At 77.5% G+C, this 16098-nt stretch carries 13 protein-coding genes; 6 read left to right on the top strand and 7 right to left on the bottom strand.

Going from position 1 to position 16098, the window contains the following annotated elements; all coding sequences use genetic code 11:
- On the top strand, nucleotides 1–1774 hold a 1774-nt coding region (locus tag ACI79X_RS22195; protein ID WP_457027592.1), incomplete at its 5' end, for a fibronectin type III domain-containing protein.
- A gap of 54 nt (nucleotides 1775–1828) precedes the next feature.
- Here the strand turns inward: ACI79X_RS22195 and ACI79X_RS22190 are convergent.
- The 4 genes from ACI79X_RS22190 to ACI79X_RS22175 all read right to left on the bottom strand — a co-directional run bounded on the left by ACI79X_RS22190 (nucleotide 1829) and on the right by ACI79X_RS22175 (nucleotide 6111).
- On the bottom strand, nucleotides 1829–3595 hold the full coding sequence (locus ACI79X_RS22190; RefSeq protein WP_457027591.1) for an acetyl/propionyl/methylcrotonyl-CoA carboxylase subunit alpha: 1767 nt from the start codon (nucleotides 3593–3595) through the stop codon (nucleotides 1829–1831).
- 76 nt (nucleotides 3596–3671) lie between these two features.
- The gene (locus ACI79X_RS22185) at nucleotides 3672–4274 is read right to left on the bottom strand and encodes a Maf family protein (protein ID WP_457027590.1); all 603 of its coding nucleotides are present in this window, start codon (nucleotides 4272–4274) and stop codon (nucleotides 3672–3674) included.
- Nucleotides 4271–4489, bottom strand: a complete 219-nt coding sequence (locus ACI79X_RS22180) for an acyl-CoA carboxylase subunit epsilon (RefSeq protein ID WP_457027589.1) — start codon at nucleotides 4487–4489, stop codon at nucleotides 4271–4273. The genes ACI79X_RS22185 and ACI79X_RS22180 overlap by 4 nt, the downstream gene beginning before the upstream one ends.
- Nucleotides 4486–6111: an acyl-CoA carboxylase subunit beta gene (locus tag ACI79X_RS22175; protein WP_457027588.1), complete on the bottom strand. Its 1626-nt coding sequence runs from the start codon at nucleotides 6109–6111 to the stop codon at nucleotides 4486–4488. The genes ACI79X_RS22180 and ACI79X_RS22175 overlap by 4 nt, the downstream gene beginning before the upstream one ends.
- Nucleotides 6112–6130: 19 nt before the next feature.
- Here ACI79X_RS22175 and ACI79X_RS22170 point away from each other — a divergent pair, with 19 nt between their 5' ends.
- Nucleotides 6131–6970 (top strand): biotin--[acetyl-CoA-carboxylase] ligase, encoded by an 840-nt coding sequence (locus ACI79X_RS22170; protein WP_457027587.1) that lies wholly within the window; start codon nucleotides 6131–6133, stop codon nucleotides 6968–6970.
- A 31-nt stretch (nucleotides 6971–7001) separates the two neighbouring features.
- Nucleotides 7002–7562, top strand: coding sequence for a PH domain-containing protein (locus ACI79X_RS22165; protein ID WP_457027586.1), 561 nt, complete (start codon nucleotides 7002–7004; stop codon nucleotides 7560–7562).
- A gap of 3 nt (nucleotides 7563–7565) precedes the next feature.
- On the opposite strand, the gene ACI79X_RS22160 is transcribed toward ACI79X_RS22165, so the two are convergent.
- Both ACI79X_RS22160 and ACI79X_RS22155 read right to left on the bottom strand, forming a co-directional pair.
- The gene (locus ACI79X_RS22160) at nucleotides 7566–8891 is read right to left on the bottom strand and encodes a TolB family protein (protein ID WP_457027585.1); all 1326 of its coding nucleotides are present in this window, start codon (nucleotides 8889–8891) and stop codon (nucleotides 7566–7568) included.
- Nucleotides 8888–9934: a serine/threonine-protein kinase gene (locus ACI79X_RS22155; RefSeq protein ID WP_457027584.1), complete on the bottom strand. Its 1047-nt coding sequence runs from the start codon at nucleotides 9932–9934 to the stop codon at nucleotides 8888–8890. Before ACI79X_RS22155 ends, ACI79X_RS22160 begins: the two co-directional genes overlap by 4 nt.
- 121 nt (nucleotides 9935–10055) lie before the next feature.
- On the opposite strand from ACI79X_RS22155, the gene ACI79X_RS22150 reads away from it, so the two are divergent.
- Together ACI79X_RS22150 and ACI79X_RS22145 are read left to right on the top strand one after the other, a co-directional pair.
- Nucleotides 10056–11231: an exonuclease SbcCD subunit D gene (locus ACI79X_RS22150; protein ID WP_457027583.1), complete on the top strand. Its 1176-nt coding sequence runs from the start codon at nucleotides 10056–10058 to the stop codon at nucleotides 11229–11231.
- A complete protein-coding gene (locus ACI79X_RS22145; RefSeq protein ID WP_457027582.1) occupies nucleotides 11228–14188 on the top strand; it encodes an AAA family ATPase in 2961 nt (986 codons plus the stop codon). The genes ACI79X_RS22150 and ACI79X_RS22145 overlap by 4 nt, the downstream gene beginning before the upstream one ends.
- A gap of 56 nt (nucleotides 14189–14244) precedes the next feature.
- Here ACI79X_RS22145 and ACI79X_RS22140 read toward each other — a convergent pair whose 3' ends face one another.
- The gene (locus ACI79X_RS22140; RefSeq protein ID WP_457027581.1) at nucleotides 14245–14814 is read right to left on the bottom strand and encodes a GtrA family protein; all 570 of its coding nucleotides are present in this window, start codon (nucleotides 14812–14814) and stop codon (nucleotides 14245–14247) included.
- A 78-nt stretch (nucleotides 14815–14892) separates the two neighbouring features.
- Between ACI79X_RS22140 and ACI79X_RS22135 the strand changes: the two genes are divergently transcribed.
- Nucleotides 14893–16098: a 5-(carboxyamino)imidazole ribonucleotide synthase gene (locus tag ACI79X_RS22135; protein ID WP_457027580.1), complete on the top strand. Its 1206-nt coding sequence runs from the start codon at nucleotides 14893–14895 to the stop codon at nucleotides 16096–16098.

Raw genomic sequence — 16098 nt, 5'->3', positions numbered from 1 at the left:
GGCGCCGGACGGCGGCAGCCCGGTCACCGGCTACACCGTGACCGCCTCCCCGGGCGGGCGCACGGCCACCACCACCGGCGCGACCACGGCCACCGTCGGTGGCCTGACCAACGGGACGGCGTACACGTTCACCGTCACCGCGACCAACGCGGCCGGCACCGGCCCGGCCAGCGCGGCGAGCGCGGCGGTGACGCCGGTCGCGCCCGCGACGGCACCGGGCGCGCCGTCGGGGGTGACCGCGGTGGCGGGGAACGGGAGCGCGACGGTGTCGTGGTCGGCGGCGCCGGACGGCGGCAGCCCGGTCACCGGCTACACCGTGACCGCCTCCCCGGGCGGGCGCACGGCCACCACCACCGGCGCGACCACGGCCACCGTCGGTGGCCTGACCAACGGGACGGCGTACACGGTCACCGTCACCGCGACCAACGCGGCCGGCACCGGCCCGGCGAGTGCGCGCAGCTCGGCGGTGACCCCCGTGGCACCCAGCCCGATCACGGTCGCGTACGAGGCGCTCGGCGGCGGCGGCGGCCGGCTCGGGGCGCCGACCTCCGACGAGCGCTGCGGCCTGCGATCCGGCGGTTGCTTCCGGGCCTTCCAGCACGGCTCGATCTACTGGACGGCCGGCACGGGGGCCCGGGCGGTCAGCGGCGCGATCGGTGAGCGGTGGGCGGCCCAGGGCTGGGAGGGCGGTGCCCTCGGCTACCCCGTCAGCGACCAGGGCTGCGGGCTGGCCCAGGACGGCTGCTACCAGCACTTCCAGGGCGGCACGGTGATGTCCGGCCCGGCGGGGGCCTGGCCGGTCACCGGGGCGCTGCGCGACGGTTGGTTCCGCACCGGCTCGGAGAACGGCGCGCTGGGCTACCCGGCGTCGGCCCAGGTCTGCGGGCTGCGCGACGGCGGCTGCTTCCAGCGGTTCGGCGGAGGCGCCCTGTACTGGTCGCCGGCCACCGGGGCGCGCGCGGTCACCGGCCCGGCCGGTGAGGCCTGGGCCCGGCAGGGGTGGGAGGGCGGCGCCCTCGGCTACCCGGTCACCGACACCACCTGCGGCCTGGCCCGCAGCGGCTGCTACCAGCACTTCCAGGGCGGCACGGTGATGTACAGCCCCGCGAGCGGGTCGTGGGCGCTGTCCGGCGTGCTCCGCGACGGCTGGTTCCGCACCGGCTCGGAGGGCGGCGCGCTGGGTTACCCGGCCTCGGCGCCGGTGTGCGGGCTGCGGGACGGCGGCTGCTTCCAGCGCTTCGAGACCGGTGCCCTCTACTGGTCGCCCGCCACCGGGGCCCATGCCGTCACCGCCCCGGCCGGGGACGGCTGGGCGCGGCAGGGCTGGGAGGGCGGCCCGCTGGGCTACCCGGTCACCGACACCGTGTGCGGGCTGCGGGACGGCGGCTGCTACCAGCACTTCCAGGGCGGCACCGTGATGTCCAGCCCGGCGGGCGGCTCGTGGGCGGTGTCCGGGGCGCTGCGCGACGGTTGGTTCCGCACCGGCTCGGAGGGTGGTGCGCTGGGCTACCCGACGGCGACCGCGGTGTGCGGCCTGCGCGACGGCGGCTGCTTCCAGCGGTTCCAGAGGGGCTCGCTGTACTGGTCGCCGGCCAGCGGCGCGCACCCCGTCGTCGGCGGCCCCGTGGGCGACCGGTGGGGGTCCCTGGGCTGGGAGTGGGGGCTCGGCTACCCGCTGGAGGCCGAGCGCGCCGTCTCCGGGGGCCGCGCCCAGCGGTTCCAGTTCGGCACGCTGACGTGGACGCAGGCCACCGGCGAGGTCCGCAGGTCCTGACGACGAGGGCCCGCCACCGGAATCCGGTGGCGGGCCCTCGTGCGTGTGCGGGGACTACTCGGCGGCGTCGGCGATCGTGCAGATGACCGCGCCGCTGGTGACGGTGGCGCCGACCTCGGCCGACAGGCCGGTCACGGTGCCCGCCTTGTGCGCGGTCAGCGGCTGCTCCATCTTCATCGCCTCGAGGACGACGACGAGGTCACCGGCGGCGACGGTCGCGCCCTCCTCGACGGCGACCTTGACGATCGTGCCCTGCATCGGCGAGGTGAGGGAGTCGCCGGACGCGGCCGAGCCGCCGTGGCCGGAGCCCCGCTTGCGCGGCTTGGCCCCGGCACCGGCCGGTGCGGCACCGCCGCCGCCGAGCGCCAGGCCCGCGGGCAGCGACACCTCCAGGCGGCGGCCGCCGACCTCGACGACGACGGTCTGCCGCGGCGCCTCCTCCTCGGCGTCGACCGGGGCGGCGGAGTACGGCTGGACCTGGTTGTCCCACTCGGTCTCGATCCAGCGGGTGTGCACCGTGAACGGCTCGCTGGTGAACGCCTCGTCGCGGACGACGGCGCGGTGGAACGGGATGACCGTGGGCATGCCCTCGACGACGAGCTCGTCGAGCGCGCGCCGGGCCCGCTGCAGCGCCTCGGTGCGGGTGGCGCCGGTGACGATCAGCTTGGCCAGCATCGAGTCGAACGCGCCGGCCACCTCGCCGCCGGTCTCGACGCCGGAGTCCCACCGGACGCCCGGGCCCTGCGGGATCTCCAGCCGGGTGACCGGGCCGGGGGCGGGCATGAAGTTGCGCCCGGCGTCCTCGGCGTTGATCCGGAACTCGATGCTGTGCCCGCGCGGGACGGGGTCCTCGGTGATCTCCAGCGGGAGGCCCTCGGCGATGCGGAACTGCTGGCGCACCAGGTCGATGCCGGAGGTCTCCTCGGACACCGGGTGCTCGACCTGCAGGCGGGTGTTGACCTCGAGGAAGGAGATCGACCCGTCGGTGCCCACGAGGTACTCGACGGTGCCGGCGCCGTGGTAGCCGGCCTCGCGACAGATCGCCTTGGCCGACTCGTGGATGCGCGCCCGCTGCTCGTCGGTGAGGAACGGCGCGGGGGCCTCCTCGACCAGCTTCTGGTTGCGCCGCTGCAGCGAGCAGTCGCGGGTGCCGACGACGACCACGTTGCCGTGGGTGTCGGCGAGCACCTGGGCCTCGACGTGCCGCGGCTTGTCCAGGAACCGCTCGACGAAGCACTCGCCGCGGCCGAAGGCGGCGACCGCCTCGCGGACGGCGGAGTCGAACAGCTCCGGGATCTCCTCCTCGGTGCGGGCCACCTTCAGCCCGCGACCGCCACCGCCGAACGCGGCCTTGATGGCCACCGGGAGACCGTGCTCGCGGGCGAAGGCGAGCACCTCGTCGGCGCCGCCGACCGGGTCCTTCGTGCCCGGCACCAGCGGCGCGCCGGCCTTGGTGGCGATGTGGCGGGCGGCCACCTTGTCGCCGAGGTCGATGATCGCCTGCGGGGAGGGGCCGATCCAGGTCAGCCCGGCGTCGAGCACGGCCTGGGCGAAGTCGGCGTTCTCCGACAGGAAGCCGTAGCCGGGGTGGATCGCGTCGGCGCCGGACCGCTTCGCGGCGTCGATGACCTTGTCGATGACGAGGTAGGAGTCGCCGGGCGTCGTCCCGCCGAGGGCGAAGGCCTCGTCGGCGGCGCGCACGTGCAGGGCGTCGCGGTCGGGCTCGGCGTAGACCGCCACGCTGGTCAGCCCGGCGTCCCTGCAGGCGCGCGCCACACGGACCGCGATCTCCCCGCGGTTGGCGATGAGGACCTTCTGCACCGGGCGACTCCCTCGTTCGTGGACCGGTCGGACTGTAGTCAGGACGCCCGGAACGCCGTCCGGACGGTCGGGTGGGTCAGCGGCGCCAGAGGTCGGTGATCGTCAGCCCGCGCCGGCGCAGCTGCTCGCGCAGCGCCGCCAGCGACAGCCCGACCACCGACGCGGGGTCGCCCTCGACGCGGCGGACGAACGGCGCCCCGAGCCCGTCGAGGGTGAACGCGCCGGCCACCGCGAGCGGCTCGCCGGTGGCCAGGTAGGCCTCGACCTCGGCGGGGGTGGGGCTGGCGAAGTGCACGACCGTGGAGATGACGACGACGTCGCGCGACTCCACCGCGCCGCCGCGCACGTCGAACAGCGCCTGGCCGGTGTGCAGGGTGCCGCTGCGGCCGGCCATCCGCCGCCACCGCTCGCGGGCCTCCTGCGCGTCGGCGGGCTTGCCCATCGCCTGGCCGCGGAACTCCAGCAGCGAGTCGGCGCCGATGACCAGCGCGTCGTCCTCCCGCCCGGCGACGGCGGTGGCCTTCGCCGCGGCCAGCAGCGCGACCTCCTCCGACACCCGCGCCGCGGTCACCGTCGTCTCGTCGACGTCGCTCACCACGACCTCGGGGGCGAGCCCGGCCTGGCGCAGCAGCGCGAGGCGCGCCGGCGAGGCCGAGGCGAGCACCAGGCGCCGGCTCACGCGAACCGTCCCGCGGCGCGCCAGCCGCCCGGGCCCGGGCGCAGTGGCTGCCGGTGGGCGTCGCCGTACGCGGCCCACGCGCCGACCGGGGCCGGCCGCCTCCGCGGCCGGCCCGGAGAGGCCAGGGCGGCGACGACGACGGTGAGCGCGGCGAGCTCCTCGGCCGTCGGCTCGCCCTTCACGACCCGCAGGAGGGGGCGCTGCTGCTCGGTCACAGCGGGATGTTCCCGTGCTTCTTCGGCGGCAGCGTCTGGCGCTTGTTGGCCAGCAGCCGCAGCGCCTTGGTGATCTCGATGCGGGTCTCCGAGGGGCGGATCACCTGGTCCACGTACCCACGGTCGGCCGCGATGTACGGCGAGAGCAGCGCGTCCTCGTACTCGGTGATGAGCTCCGCGCGGCGGGCGTCGGCGTCCGGCGCGTCGGCGAGCTCCCGCCGGTAGAGGATGTTGACCGCACCCTGGGCGCCCATGACGGCGACCTGCGCGGTCGGCCAGGCGAGGTTGAGGTCGGCGCCGAGGTGCTTGGAGCCCATGACGTCGTAGGCGCCGCCGTAGGCCTTGCGGGTGATGACGGTGATCTTGGGGACCGTGGCCTCGGCGTAGGCGTAGATGAGCTTCGCGCCCCGGCGGATGATCCCCTCCCACTCCTGCGACGTCCCGGGGAGGAAGCCCGGGACGTCGACGAAGGTGAGCACCGGGACGTTGAAGGCGTCGCAGGTGCGCACGAAGCGGGCCGCCTTCTCGCTGGCGTCGATGTCCAGCGTGCCAGCGAACTGGGTGGGCTGGTTGGCCACGACGCCGACCGGGCGGCCCTCGACGCGGCCGAAGCCGACGACGATGTTCGGCGCGAACAGCGCCTGCACCTCGAGGAACTCGCCGTCGTCGAGCACGTGCTCGATGACGGTGTGCATGTCGTAGGGGGTGTTCGCCGAGTCGGGGACGACGGTGTCGAGCTCGTGGTCCTCCTCGGTCACCCCGTCGGGCGTGGTGTCGGCCGGGGCGACCTCGACGGCCGGCAGCGGGTCGAGGTTGTTGCTCGGCAGGTAGGACAGCAGAGCCTTGACGTAGTCGAGGGCGTCGGCCTCGTCCTCGGCCAGGTAGTGGGCCACGCCGGACTTGGTGTTGTGCGTGCGGGCGCCGCCGAGCTCCTCGAGCGTCACGTCCTCGCCGGTCACCGTCTTCACCACGTCGGGGCCGGTGATGAACATCTGGCTGGTCTTGTCCACCATGACGATGAAGTCGGTGAGCGCGGGGGAGTAGACGTGCCCGCCGGCCGCGGCGCCCATCACCAGCGAGATCTGCGGGATGACGCCGGAGGCGTGCACGTTGCGCTGGAAGATCTCGCCGTACAGGCCGAGGGAGACCACGCCCTCCTGGATGCGCGCGCCGCCGCCCTCGTTGATGCCGATGACCGGGCAGCCGTTGCGGATCGCCAGGTCCAGCACCTTGACGATCTTCTCGCCGTAGACCTCGCCGAGGCTGCCGCCGAAGACGGTGACGTCCTGGGAGAAGACGCACACCGGGCGGCCGTCGACGGTCCCGTACCCGGTGACGACGCCGTCGCCGAAGGGACGGCGCGCGTCCATCCCGAAGTTCGTGGAGCGGTGGCGGGCGAACTCGTCGAGCTCGGTGAACGAGCCCGGGTCCAGCAGCGCCTCGATGCGCTCGCGGGCGGTCATCTTGCCCGCCGCGTGCTGCTTCTCGACGGCGCGCTCGGAGCCGGCGTGGACGGCCTCCTGCACCCGCCGCTCGAAGTCCGCCAGCTTGCCGGCGGTCGTGTGGATGTCGACGTCGGCCGGGACGGAGTCGCCCGCGCTCTCGAGTTCGGCAGCGCTCACGGGCCCGTAGCGTAGGGGAGTGCCCGACGCGCCCTCCGCCCGCTGGTCGGAGCTCGACCGACCGCCGCTCGACGCCGCCGCGCTGGAGGCGGCGCTCGTCCGCGACAGTCGGCTGTGGCGGTCGCTGGAGGTGGCGCCGGAGGTCGGCTCCACCAACGCCGACCTCGCCGCGCGGGCCGCCGACGACGCCCCCGAGGGCGCGGTCCTGGTCGCCGAGCACCAGGTCTCCGGCCGCGGCCGCCTCGACCGCACCTGGACCTCCCCGCCGCGCGCCGGGCTCACCGTCTCGGTGCTGCTGCGCCCCGACGTCCCCGCCGCCCGCCGCGGCTGGCTGCCGCTGCTCACCGGCGTCGCGCTCGGCGAGGCCGTCGGCGAGGTCTCCGGCGTCCGCAGTTCGCTGAAGTGGCCCAACGACCTGCTGGCCGCCGACGGCGCCAAGCTCGCCGGGATCCTCGCCGAGGTCACCGGCGCCGCCGTGGTGGTCGGCACCGGGCTCAACGTGAACACCCGCCGCGAGGAGCTGCCGCCCACCGGGACGTCGCTGGCGCTGGTCACCGGCGCGCCCGTCGACCGCGGGCCGCTGCTGCTCGCGTTCCTCCGCGCGCTCGAGCGCCGCTACCGGGCCTGGACCGCCGCGCTCGGTGACCCGGTGTCCACGGGGCTGGCCGCCGACTACCTGGCGTGGTGCTCGACCGTCGGCGCCGAGGTCACCGTGACGATGCCCGACGGGTCCGAGCTCGCGGGCACGGCGAGCGCCGTCGACTGGGACGGCCGGCTGGTGCTCGACACCGGCGCGGGCACCGTGGAGCTGGCCAGCGGCGACGTGCGCCACGTGCGGACACGCCCGCGCGGAGCCTGACCACCCGCCTCCGCTCGGTCATCCTGGCGGGGTGGCCTTCCCCGACAAGCTGCTCGCCGACGACGAGGAGGTCGTCGCGCACCTGCACCCGCACGGGCTGACGCTGTTCTGGCCGGTGGCCCGGCTGCTCGCCGTCGTCGGCGGGGCCTCCTACCTCGCCGCGCTGGTGCCCGACGGCCGCCAGCAGGGCGTCCTGCGGATGGCGCTGCTGGCCGCGGTGCTCGTCGTCCTGGCGGTCACGGTCGTGCGGCCGGTGGTCCGCTGGCGCACGACGCACTACGTCCTCACCACGCACCGGCTGCTCGTGCGCACGGGTGTGCTGACCCGCCGGGGCCGCGACGTCGCGCTGTCCCGGATCACCGACGTCTCCAGCCGGCAGACGCTGTGGCAGCGGATCGTGCAGTCGGGCACGGTCACCGTCGAGTCGGCCGGCGACGCGGGCCCGCTGGTGCTGGCCCGCGTGCCCGACAGCGACGGGGTGCAGGCGCTCGTCGCGCAGCTGGTCGAGGACGACGCGGAGCGGGGGAACGGGGAGGTCCCCGAACCCTGGGAGCCCGCCGACGACCGCTGGAGCACCAGCCCGCTGCCCTGACGCTCAGCCGGCCGGCGGTCCCCAGGCGACGGCGTTGACCAGCGAGCCCTCCTCGGCGGGCACCTGCCGCCGGTCGAGCCCGTCGGGGTCCACGACCCAGAGCTGGTCCCCGGGCGGCGCGGCGTCCCCCGCCCGGTCGCTCTTGTAGGCGAGCGCGTCACCGCGGGGGGACCAGACGGGGTCCTGGTCGAACGAGCCGGACGTGACGAATCGCGGGCCGGACCCGTCGGCGGCCATCGTGACGATGCCGCGCTGCCCGCCGACGATCTCCCGCCGGAACGCCAGCGTGCGCCCGTCGGGGGAGAAGGACGGGTCGGCGTCGGTGCCGTCCTCCTCGTCGGTGAGCGGCTCGGAGTCCCCGCCGGCCGCGGCGACGGCGAACAGCGAGCCGCCGTCGCGCTCGGGGTCCTGCCCGGCCCAGTAGACGACGGTCGTCCCGTCGGGGGAGAACGCCGGGTCGCCGAGCGCGGGCGCGGTGGCCAGCGCGGGCCCGACCGCGCCGTCGAGCGTGACCAGGTGCAGCGAGACGCCGTCGCTCCCGGCGCAGGTCAGCGCCAGCCGCGTCGGGTCGGCGGGATCCCACGCCGGCCGGCCGGGGTCGGCGCAGCCCTCGAGCGGCTCCGCGAACAGCGCCCGGTCCCCGCTGCCGTCGGCGGCGACGGCGCGCAGCTCCCCGCCGGCGTCGGTGACGTTGCCGTAGACGACGGTGCGCCGGTCGGGGGAGACGACGGCGCCGACGTCGGCCCCCGCGGCGGTGGTGAGCGGGGCCGCCGCGCCGGTGGCGGTGTCGACGGCCAGCAGGTCCACCTCGCCGTCGAGCTCACGGGAGACCAGCACCGCACCGTCGGGCAGGGGCGCCGACCGGGGCAGGGCGGCCAGCGCGGCGACGGGGCCGTCGGCGGCCGCGTCCGTCGTCCCGGCCGTGCTCGCGGCGGTCGTGCCGGTGGACGCGGCCGCGCCGTCGCCTCCGGCCGGGTCGTCGCGCCCGAGCAGCCACGCCGCGCCGCCGGCCCCGGCGAGCACGAGGGCGGCCACGCCCGCGACGGCCCACCGGGCGGTCCGCCGGGTGGCGGCCGGGCGCGGCGTCGGGACCTCCACCGGGCGGGGCGGCGGGAGGTCGGCCGGTGGCCGGACGGCCGGGCCGGTGACGGTCGTCGGCGCGGCCGGGCGGGACGGGAGCGGTGGCGGGGGCGGCGGTGCGGGGCGCACCCGGGGGCGGGTGGCGGCGACCGTCGCGGCCAGCTCCTCGAACTCCGGCGGGCGGCGGGCGTCGGCGAGGTCGGCGGTCACCCGGCGGGCCGTCGTCGCGGTGGCAATCTCGACGGTCACCGGGCGGGCGGGGCCCCGGGGGGCCGTGGCGGTGCGCGGCTCGGGCAGGTCGCCGGGCAGCACGGGCGGCAGGTCGAAGAACCGGGTGCGGCGCAGCAGGCCGGCCAGGCGCTCGTTTCAGCCGCGGACAGGTCGGCGGTGGAGACGGCCTGCCCCGACGGGAGGGTGAGCCGGTAGGGCGGCGGCGGAGCCGGCGGGAGGTCGGCCAGCGCGGCGGAGGCGGCCGCCGCGAGCGCCCGGCAGGTGGGGAACCGGCCGGCGGGGTCCTTGGCCATCGCCCGGGCCACGACGTCGTCGAGACCCGGGGGCAGCCACGGCGCGAGGGCGGTCGGGCGGGGCGGCGGGGCGGTGAGGTGGCCGTGCAGCGCGGCCATGACCGACGCGCCGGGGAAGGGCACCTGCCCGGTGAGCAGCCGGTGCAGCAGGCAGCCGAGGGAGTAGACGTCGGAGCGGGCGTCCAGCGGCCGGGACTCGATCTGCTCGGGCGAGGCGTACTCGAACGTCGCGAGCACCATCCCGGTGCGGGTCAGGGCGGTCCCGCCGTCGAGGGCCTTGGCGATGCCGAAGTCGGTGAGGAACACCTGCTCGGGCTCGCCGTCCTCGCCCGGCGCGAGCAGCACGTTGGCGGGCTTCACGTCGCGGTGCAGCAGGCCGGCGCGGTGCGCGGCGTCGAGGGCCGCGGCCACCTCGCCGACGATCCGCACCGCCCGGCCGGCCGGCAGCAGCCCGCCCGCGGCGGCCAGGGCGCCCTCCGCGTCGGTGCCCTCGACGTAGCGCATGGTGAGCCAGAGCCGCCCGTCGGCCTCGCCGCGGTCGAGCACGGGGACGACGTTGCGGTGCGAGAGGCGGGCCACCAGGTCGGCCTCGCGCCGGAAGCGGGCCGCGAAGTGCGGGTCGGCGGAGTGCTCCGGGCGCAGCACCTTGAGCGCGTCGTCCCGGGGGAGCCGGGGGTGGCGGGCCAGGTGGACCTCGCCCATGCCGCCGGCGCCGAGCGTGCGGACGACGGTGTAGCCGGCGAACACGTCCCCGGGCGCGAGCGGCACGCCGCGCAGCCCCCCGCACGCGGCGGGGGGCGGGAAGGCGTCGGGACGCGGCGGTGTGTGACCGATCGGTCACGGCGAGCCTGGCCGGTTCTGTCGGTACCCCGACCTACCTTCCGCACCCATGCGCCTCCTGCACACCTCCGACTGGCACATCGGCCGGTCGCTGCACGGTGCCGACCTGCTCGCCGAGCAGGAGGCGGTGCTCTCCGGCCTGGCCGACGTCGTGGCCGCCGAGCGGGTCGACGCCGTGCTGGTGGCCGGCGACGTCTACGACCGGGCGGTGCCCTCGGCCGACGCGACGGCGGTGCTCGACCGGGTGCTCACCCGGCTGCGCGCCGCCGGCGCCACGGTGGTGCTCACCCCCGGCAACCACGACTCCGCCCGCCGCCTGAACTTCGCCGCGGGTCTGCTCGCGGTCTCCGGCGTGCACGTGCGCGCCACCGTCGCGGGCCTCGACGAGCCGGTGCTGCTGTCCGACGCGCACGGCGACGTCGCGGTGTACGGGCTGCCGTACCTCGAGCCGGAGATCGCGCGGCACGAGCTGGGGCTGGCCGACGGGGACGGTGGGCGGGGGGCGAGCACGGCGAGGAGCCACGAGGCGGTGCTGCGCGCGGCGATGGACCGGGTGCGCGCTGACCTGTTCCTGCGCCCGGGCGCCCGCTCGGTGGTGCTGGCCCACGCCTTCGTCGGCGGCGGCCTGGCCAGCGAGAGCGAGCGCGACATCTGCGTGGGCGGCGTCGACATCGTCCCCGCGTCGGTCTTCGACGGCGTCGACTACGTGGCGCTGGGCCACCTGCACCGGCCGCAGTCGCTCAGTGACCGGCTGCGCTACAGCGGCTCGCCGCTGCCGTACTCGTTCGGTGAGGCCGGGCAGGACAAGCAGGCGTGGCTGGTCGACCTCGACGGCGGCGGGCTGGCCGGGGTGCGCGAGGTGCCGCTGCCCCTGCCGCGCGCGCTCACCGTGCTCACCGGCACCCTGGAGGAGCTGCTGGCCGATCCCGCGCACGCCGCGGCCGAGGAGGCGTTCGTGTCCGCCCGGCTCACCGACGACGTCCGCCCGGCCGACCCCATGCGCCGGCTGCGCACCCGCTTCGCGCACTGCGTGCACCTGGAGTGGTCGGGCGGCGGCACCTCCGACGGGCGCAGCTACCAGGAGCGGCTGCGCGGCCGCGGCGACCTCGACGTCGCCGGGGAGTTCGTCACCCACGTGCGGGGCGGGGTGGGGGCCAGCGCGGCCGAGCGCGACCTGCTGGGGAGGGCGCTCGGCGCGGCCGCCCGCGAGGAGCTGTCCCGGTGAGGCTGCACTCCCTGACGATCACCGCGTTCGGGCCCTTCGCCGGCACCGAGACCGTCGACGTCGACGACGTCGCCCGCGACGGGCTGTTCCTGCTGTGGGGCCCCACCGGCGCCGGCAAGACCACCCTGCTCGACGCCGTCGTGTTCGCCCTCTACGGCGTCGTGCCCGGCGCCCGCGGCGAGGCCCGGCGGCTGCGCAGCGACCACGCCGACGCCGCCACCCGCACCGAGGTCAGCTGCGAGCTCACCCTCGCCGGCGAGCGCCTGCTGGTCACCCGCCGGCCGGAGCAGACGCGGCCGAAGAAGCGCGGCGCCGGCGAGACCACCGAGCAGGCGAAGCTCACCGTGCAGCGGTGGGCCGCCGGCACGTGGGAGCCGGTGAGCACCCGCATCGACGAGGGCTCGGAGTACCTGCGCGTGCGGCTGGGCCTGTCGGCCGAGCAGTTCTGCCAGGTCGTGCTGCTGCCGCAGGGCGACTTCGCCCGCTTCCTGCGCGCGGAGCCCGAGGACCGCGCCAAGCTGCTGCGCACGCTGTTCGACGTCGACCGGTTCGCCCGCGCCGAGGAGTGGCTGGCCGGCGAGCGGCGGGCCGCCGAGGAGGCGCTGCGGTCCGACCGGCACCGGGTCAGCACGCTGCTGCACCGGGTCGCGCAGATCGCCGACGTCGAGGTGCCCGAGGAGCTCGCGCCCGAGCTGGTCGGCGCGCGGCCGGGCGCCTCGGTCGGCGCGTGGGTGCGCAGCGTGCGGGCCGGCGCGGCGCAGCGCCTCACCGCCGCCGAGGCCGCCGCCGCGGCCGCCGCGGAGGAGAGCGCCCGCGTCGACGCCGAGCTCGCCGCCGCCCGCGCGCTGGCCGACCGGCACGCCCGCCGCGACCGCGCCCGCGCCCGGCTGGAGGAGCTCACCGCCCGCGAACCGGAGCTGGCGCCGCTGCGCGCCCGCGCCGACGGCGGCCGCCGGGCCGAGGTGCTGCGCGACGCGCTCGAGGCCGCGGGCCGCGCCGCGCTGGCCGCCGAGCGCGCGGCCGCCGCGCGCGGAGCCGCCGACCGGGCCTGGGCCGCCGTCGGCGACGGCCGCCCCGCCGACGCGGTCACCGCGCGGGAGCTGCGCGACGCCGCCGCGCACGCCCGCGCCCTGCTGCCCGACGCCGCGCGCGCCCGTGAGCTCGCCGCGGAGGCCGCCCGGCTGGCCGGCGAGGTCGCGCGGCTGACCGCCGCCTGCGCCGACGGCGCGCGGGCCGTCGAGGAGGAGCCGGCCCGGGTCGCGGCCGCGCAGGCCCGCCTCGACGCCGCCGCGGCCGCCGCCGCCCGGCTGCCCGGGCTGGTCGCCGCCGAGGAGGCCGCCCGCGCCGCGCTCGACGCCGCCACCCGGGCCGAGGCGCTCACCGGCCGGCTCGCCGCCGCCCGCGCCGAGGCCGAGACCGCGCGAGCCGCCTGGGTCGACGCCCGCGAGCGCCTCGTCGAGGTGCGCACCGCCCGGCTCGACGGGATGGCCGCCGAGCTCGCCGCCGGGCTCACCGACGGCGCCGACTGCCCGGTCTGCGGCGCCACCGAGCACCCGCGCCCGGCCGAGGCGCCCGGCGCCCGGGTCACCGCCGACGACGAGGAGCGCGCCCGCGCCGCCGTCGACGCCGCCGACGAGCGGCGCACCGCGGCCGGCCGCGTCGTGGAGGAGCGCGAGCGCGAGCTCGCCGTGCTGCGCGCCCGCGCCGGCGACGTGCCTCCCCCCGAGCTGGCCGACCGGGCCGCCGCCGCCCGCGCCGAGCGCGACGAGGTGGCCGCCCTGGCCCGCGGGGTCGACGCCGCCCGCGCCGCCCTGGCCGCGGCCGAGCGGCGCCGCGACGCGGCCGTCGCCGCGCTGGCCGCCGACCGGGAGGCGCTGCAGCGGCGCACCGCCGAGCAGGCCGCCGCCGGGCAGGGCGCGGCCGAGGCCGCCGCCCGCGTCGACGCCGCCCGCGGCGAGGACCCGGACCTGCGCACGCGCACGACCCGGCTGACCGCCGCGGCCGAGCGCTGCGAGGCGGCCGTGACCGCGACCGCCGACCAGGCCCGCGCCGCCGAGGCCGCCGCCGCCGCGCAGGCGACGGCGGAGGAGCGGTCGGCCGCGGCCGGCTTCGCCGACGTCCTCGACGCCGCCGCCGCGCTGCTGCCCGCCGGCGAGCTCGCCTCGCTCGACGCGCGCCTGCGGGCGCACGACGAGGCCGGGTCGGTCGCGGCCGCCACGCTGGCCGACCCGGACCTCGCCGACCTCGGTGAGCGGCCCGATGTCGCCGCGCTGCAGGAGCGCTGCGCCGCCCTCACCGCCCGCCGCGAGGACGCCGTCACCGCCCTCGACCAGGCCCGCCGCTGTTCCGGTGCGCTCGACGGGCTCGCGGGCGACGTCGTCGCCGCGGAGGAGGAGCTCGCCGACCGCACCGCCCGCGCGGGGCAGGTGGCGGCGCTGGCCGACCTGGTCGGCGGTCGCGGCGCCAACACGCTGCGGATGCGGCTGCAGTCCTTCGTGCTCGCCGCGCGGCTGGAGCAGGTGGCGGAGGTGGCCAGCCGGCGGCTGCAGGAGATGTCGCGCGGGCGCTACACGTTCCTGCACAGCGACGCGCTGGGCCGCCACGGCGCCCGCGGCGGCCTGGGGCTCGACGTGCTCGACGAGTACACCGGCACCCGGCGGCCCACCAAGACGCTGTCGGGCGGCGAGAGCTTCATGGCCTCGCTCGCGCTGGCCCTCGGCCTGGCCGACGTCGTCACCGCGGAGGCCGGCGGCGTGCAGATGGACACGCTGTTCGTCGACGAGGGCTTCGGCACGCTCGACGCGCACGCCCTCGACGCGGTCATGACCGTGCTCGACGAGCTGCGCCGCGGCGGGCGCACGGTCGGGGTGATCAGCCACCTCGAGGAGCTGCGCACCCGGGTGCCCACGCGGCTGGAGGTCGTGGCCGGCCGGTCGGGGTCGCGCCTGGCGGGCTGAGCCCGCCCGGTGACGGGGCGGGTCGGGCGCCGCTGTAGATCGGGCGCCGCTGTGGGTCAGGCGCCGCTGCGGGCCGGCTCCGCGCCGCCCACCCGCCGCCCGATGGCGGACGGGCCCGCGGACGCACCGGCGGGGGACACCGCCGCGGGGGACGCCGCGGCGGGGGAGACCGCGGCGGGCGGCCCGGCCACGGCGCGGAAGACCCAGCGCCGGTAGGCGAACCAGCGGATCACCGTGCCCAGCCCGATCGAGGCGACGTTCGCCGCCTGCAGCACCAGCGCGTGCTCCTGGCCCAGCGGGTGCCGCACGAAGGCCACCAGCGCCAGCCCGATGAGCAGGGTCAGGCCGTTGACCAGGACGAACACGACGTACTCGCGCCGGTAGCCCGAGCGCTCGCGGTGCGCGAACGACCAGAACCGGTGTCCGAGGTAGGCCGCCGTCGTGGACACCACGGTCGAGCCGAGCTTCGCCGTCACCGCGCCGCTGCCGGAGGTGTAGAGCAGCTGGAACAGGCCGACGTCGAGCACGAAGCAGGCCGCGCCCACCGCGCCGAAGGCGCTCAGCTCCTTGAGCAGCAGGTGCCAGGTGCTGCCGGCGCGACGGCGGAGGGCGGGCAGCAGCGGCACGTCTGCCGACTGTACGGACCCGGGGGCCTCCGCCGGTGGCACCGACGCCGGGCGGGCCGCTCGCTACGGTGGTCAACCGTGCCTGCCCCGACCGACCCGCGCACCGGTCTGCCCGTCGTCGCCATGGTGGGCGGGGGCCAGCTGGCCCGGATGACCCACCAGGCCGCCATCGCCCTCGGCCAGTCGCTGCGCGTGCTGTCCACCGGGCCCGACGAGTCGGCGGCCCTGGTCGCCGCCGACGTCCGCATCGGCGACCACCGCGACCTCGACGCGCTGCGCGCCGTCGCCGACGGCGCCACCGTGCTCACCTTCGACCACGAGCACGTGCCCACCGAGCACCTGCACGCCCTCGTCGCCGAGGGGGTCCGCGTCGCGCCCGGCCCCGACGCCCTGGTGCACGCGCAGGACAAGCTCGTCCTCCGCCGCGCGCTGGCCGCCGCCGGCGAGCCGCAGCCGCAGTGGGCCGAGGTGCAGACCCTGCAGGGCATCACCGACCTCGGCGAGGCGGCCGGCTGGCCGGTGGTCGTGAAGACCCCGCGCGGCGGGTACGACGGCCGGGGCGTGTTCGTCGTCGGCGCCGCGGAGGAGGCCGCCGAGCTGCTCGCCGCGCACGGCACCCTGCTCGTCGAGCAGCGGGTGGAGCTGGTCCGCGAGCTCGCCGTCCTGGTGGCCCGCTCGCCGTTCGGGCAGGTCGCCGTCTGGCCGGTCGTGGAGACCGTGCAGCGCGACGGCATCAACACCGAGGTGCTCGCCCCCGCGCCGGGCCTCGACGAGGAGACCGCCGGCGCCGCGCAGGAGCTCGCCGTCCGCATCGCCGACCGGGTCGGCGTCGTCGGCGTCATGGCCGTCGAGCTGTTCCAGACCCCCGACGGCGTGCTGGTCAACGAGCTGGCCATGCGCCCGCACAACTCCGGGCACTGGACGATCGAGGGTGCCCGCACCAGCCAGTTCGAGCAGCACCTGCGCGCCGTCCTCGACTACCCGCTGGGGTCGACGGCGATGGCCGCGCCCGCCGTCGTCATGGCCAACGTGCTGGGCGGGCACGCCTCGGAGGAGGGCTGGGACGGGCCCGGCCTCGACGAGCGCGTCCACCACCTCATGGCGCACTGGCCGGACGTGAAGCTGCACTGGTACGGCAAGGGCCAGCGCCCCGGCCGCAAGCTCGGCCACGTCACGGCGCTCGGCGAGGACCTCGAGCAGGTCCGCGCCCGCGCCGTCGCCGCCGCGCGCTACCTCGCCGACGGCGTGGTCGACCCGGCGTTCGCCTTCCCCGAGGAGCACTGA

The organism is Geodermatophilus sp. SYSU D01119 (genome assembly GCF_054049975.1).
The sequence above is the reverse complement of the archived record's forward strand: the minus strand, read 5'-3'. Positions and strand labels throughout refer to the sequence as shown.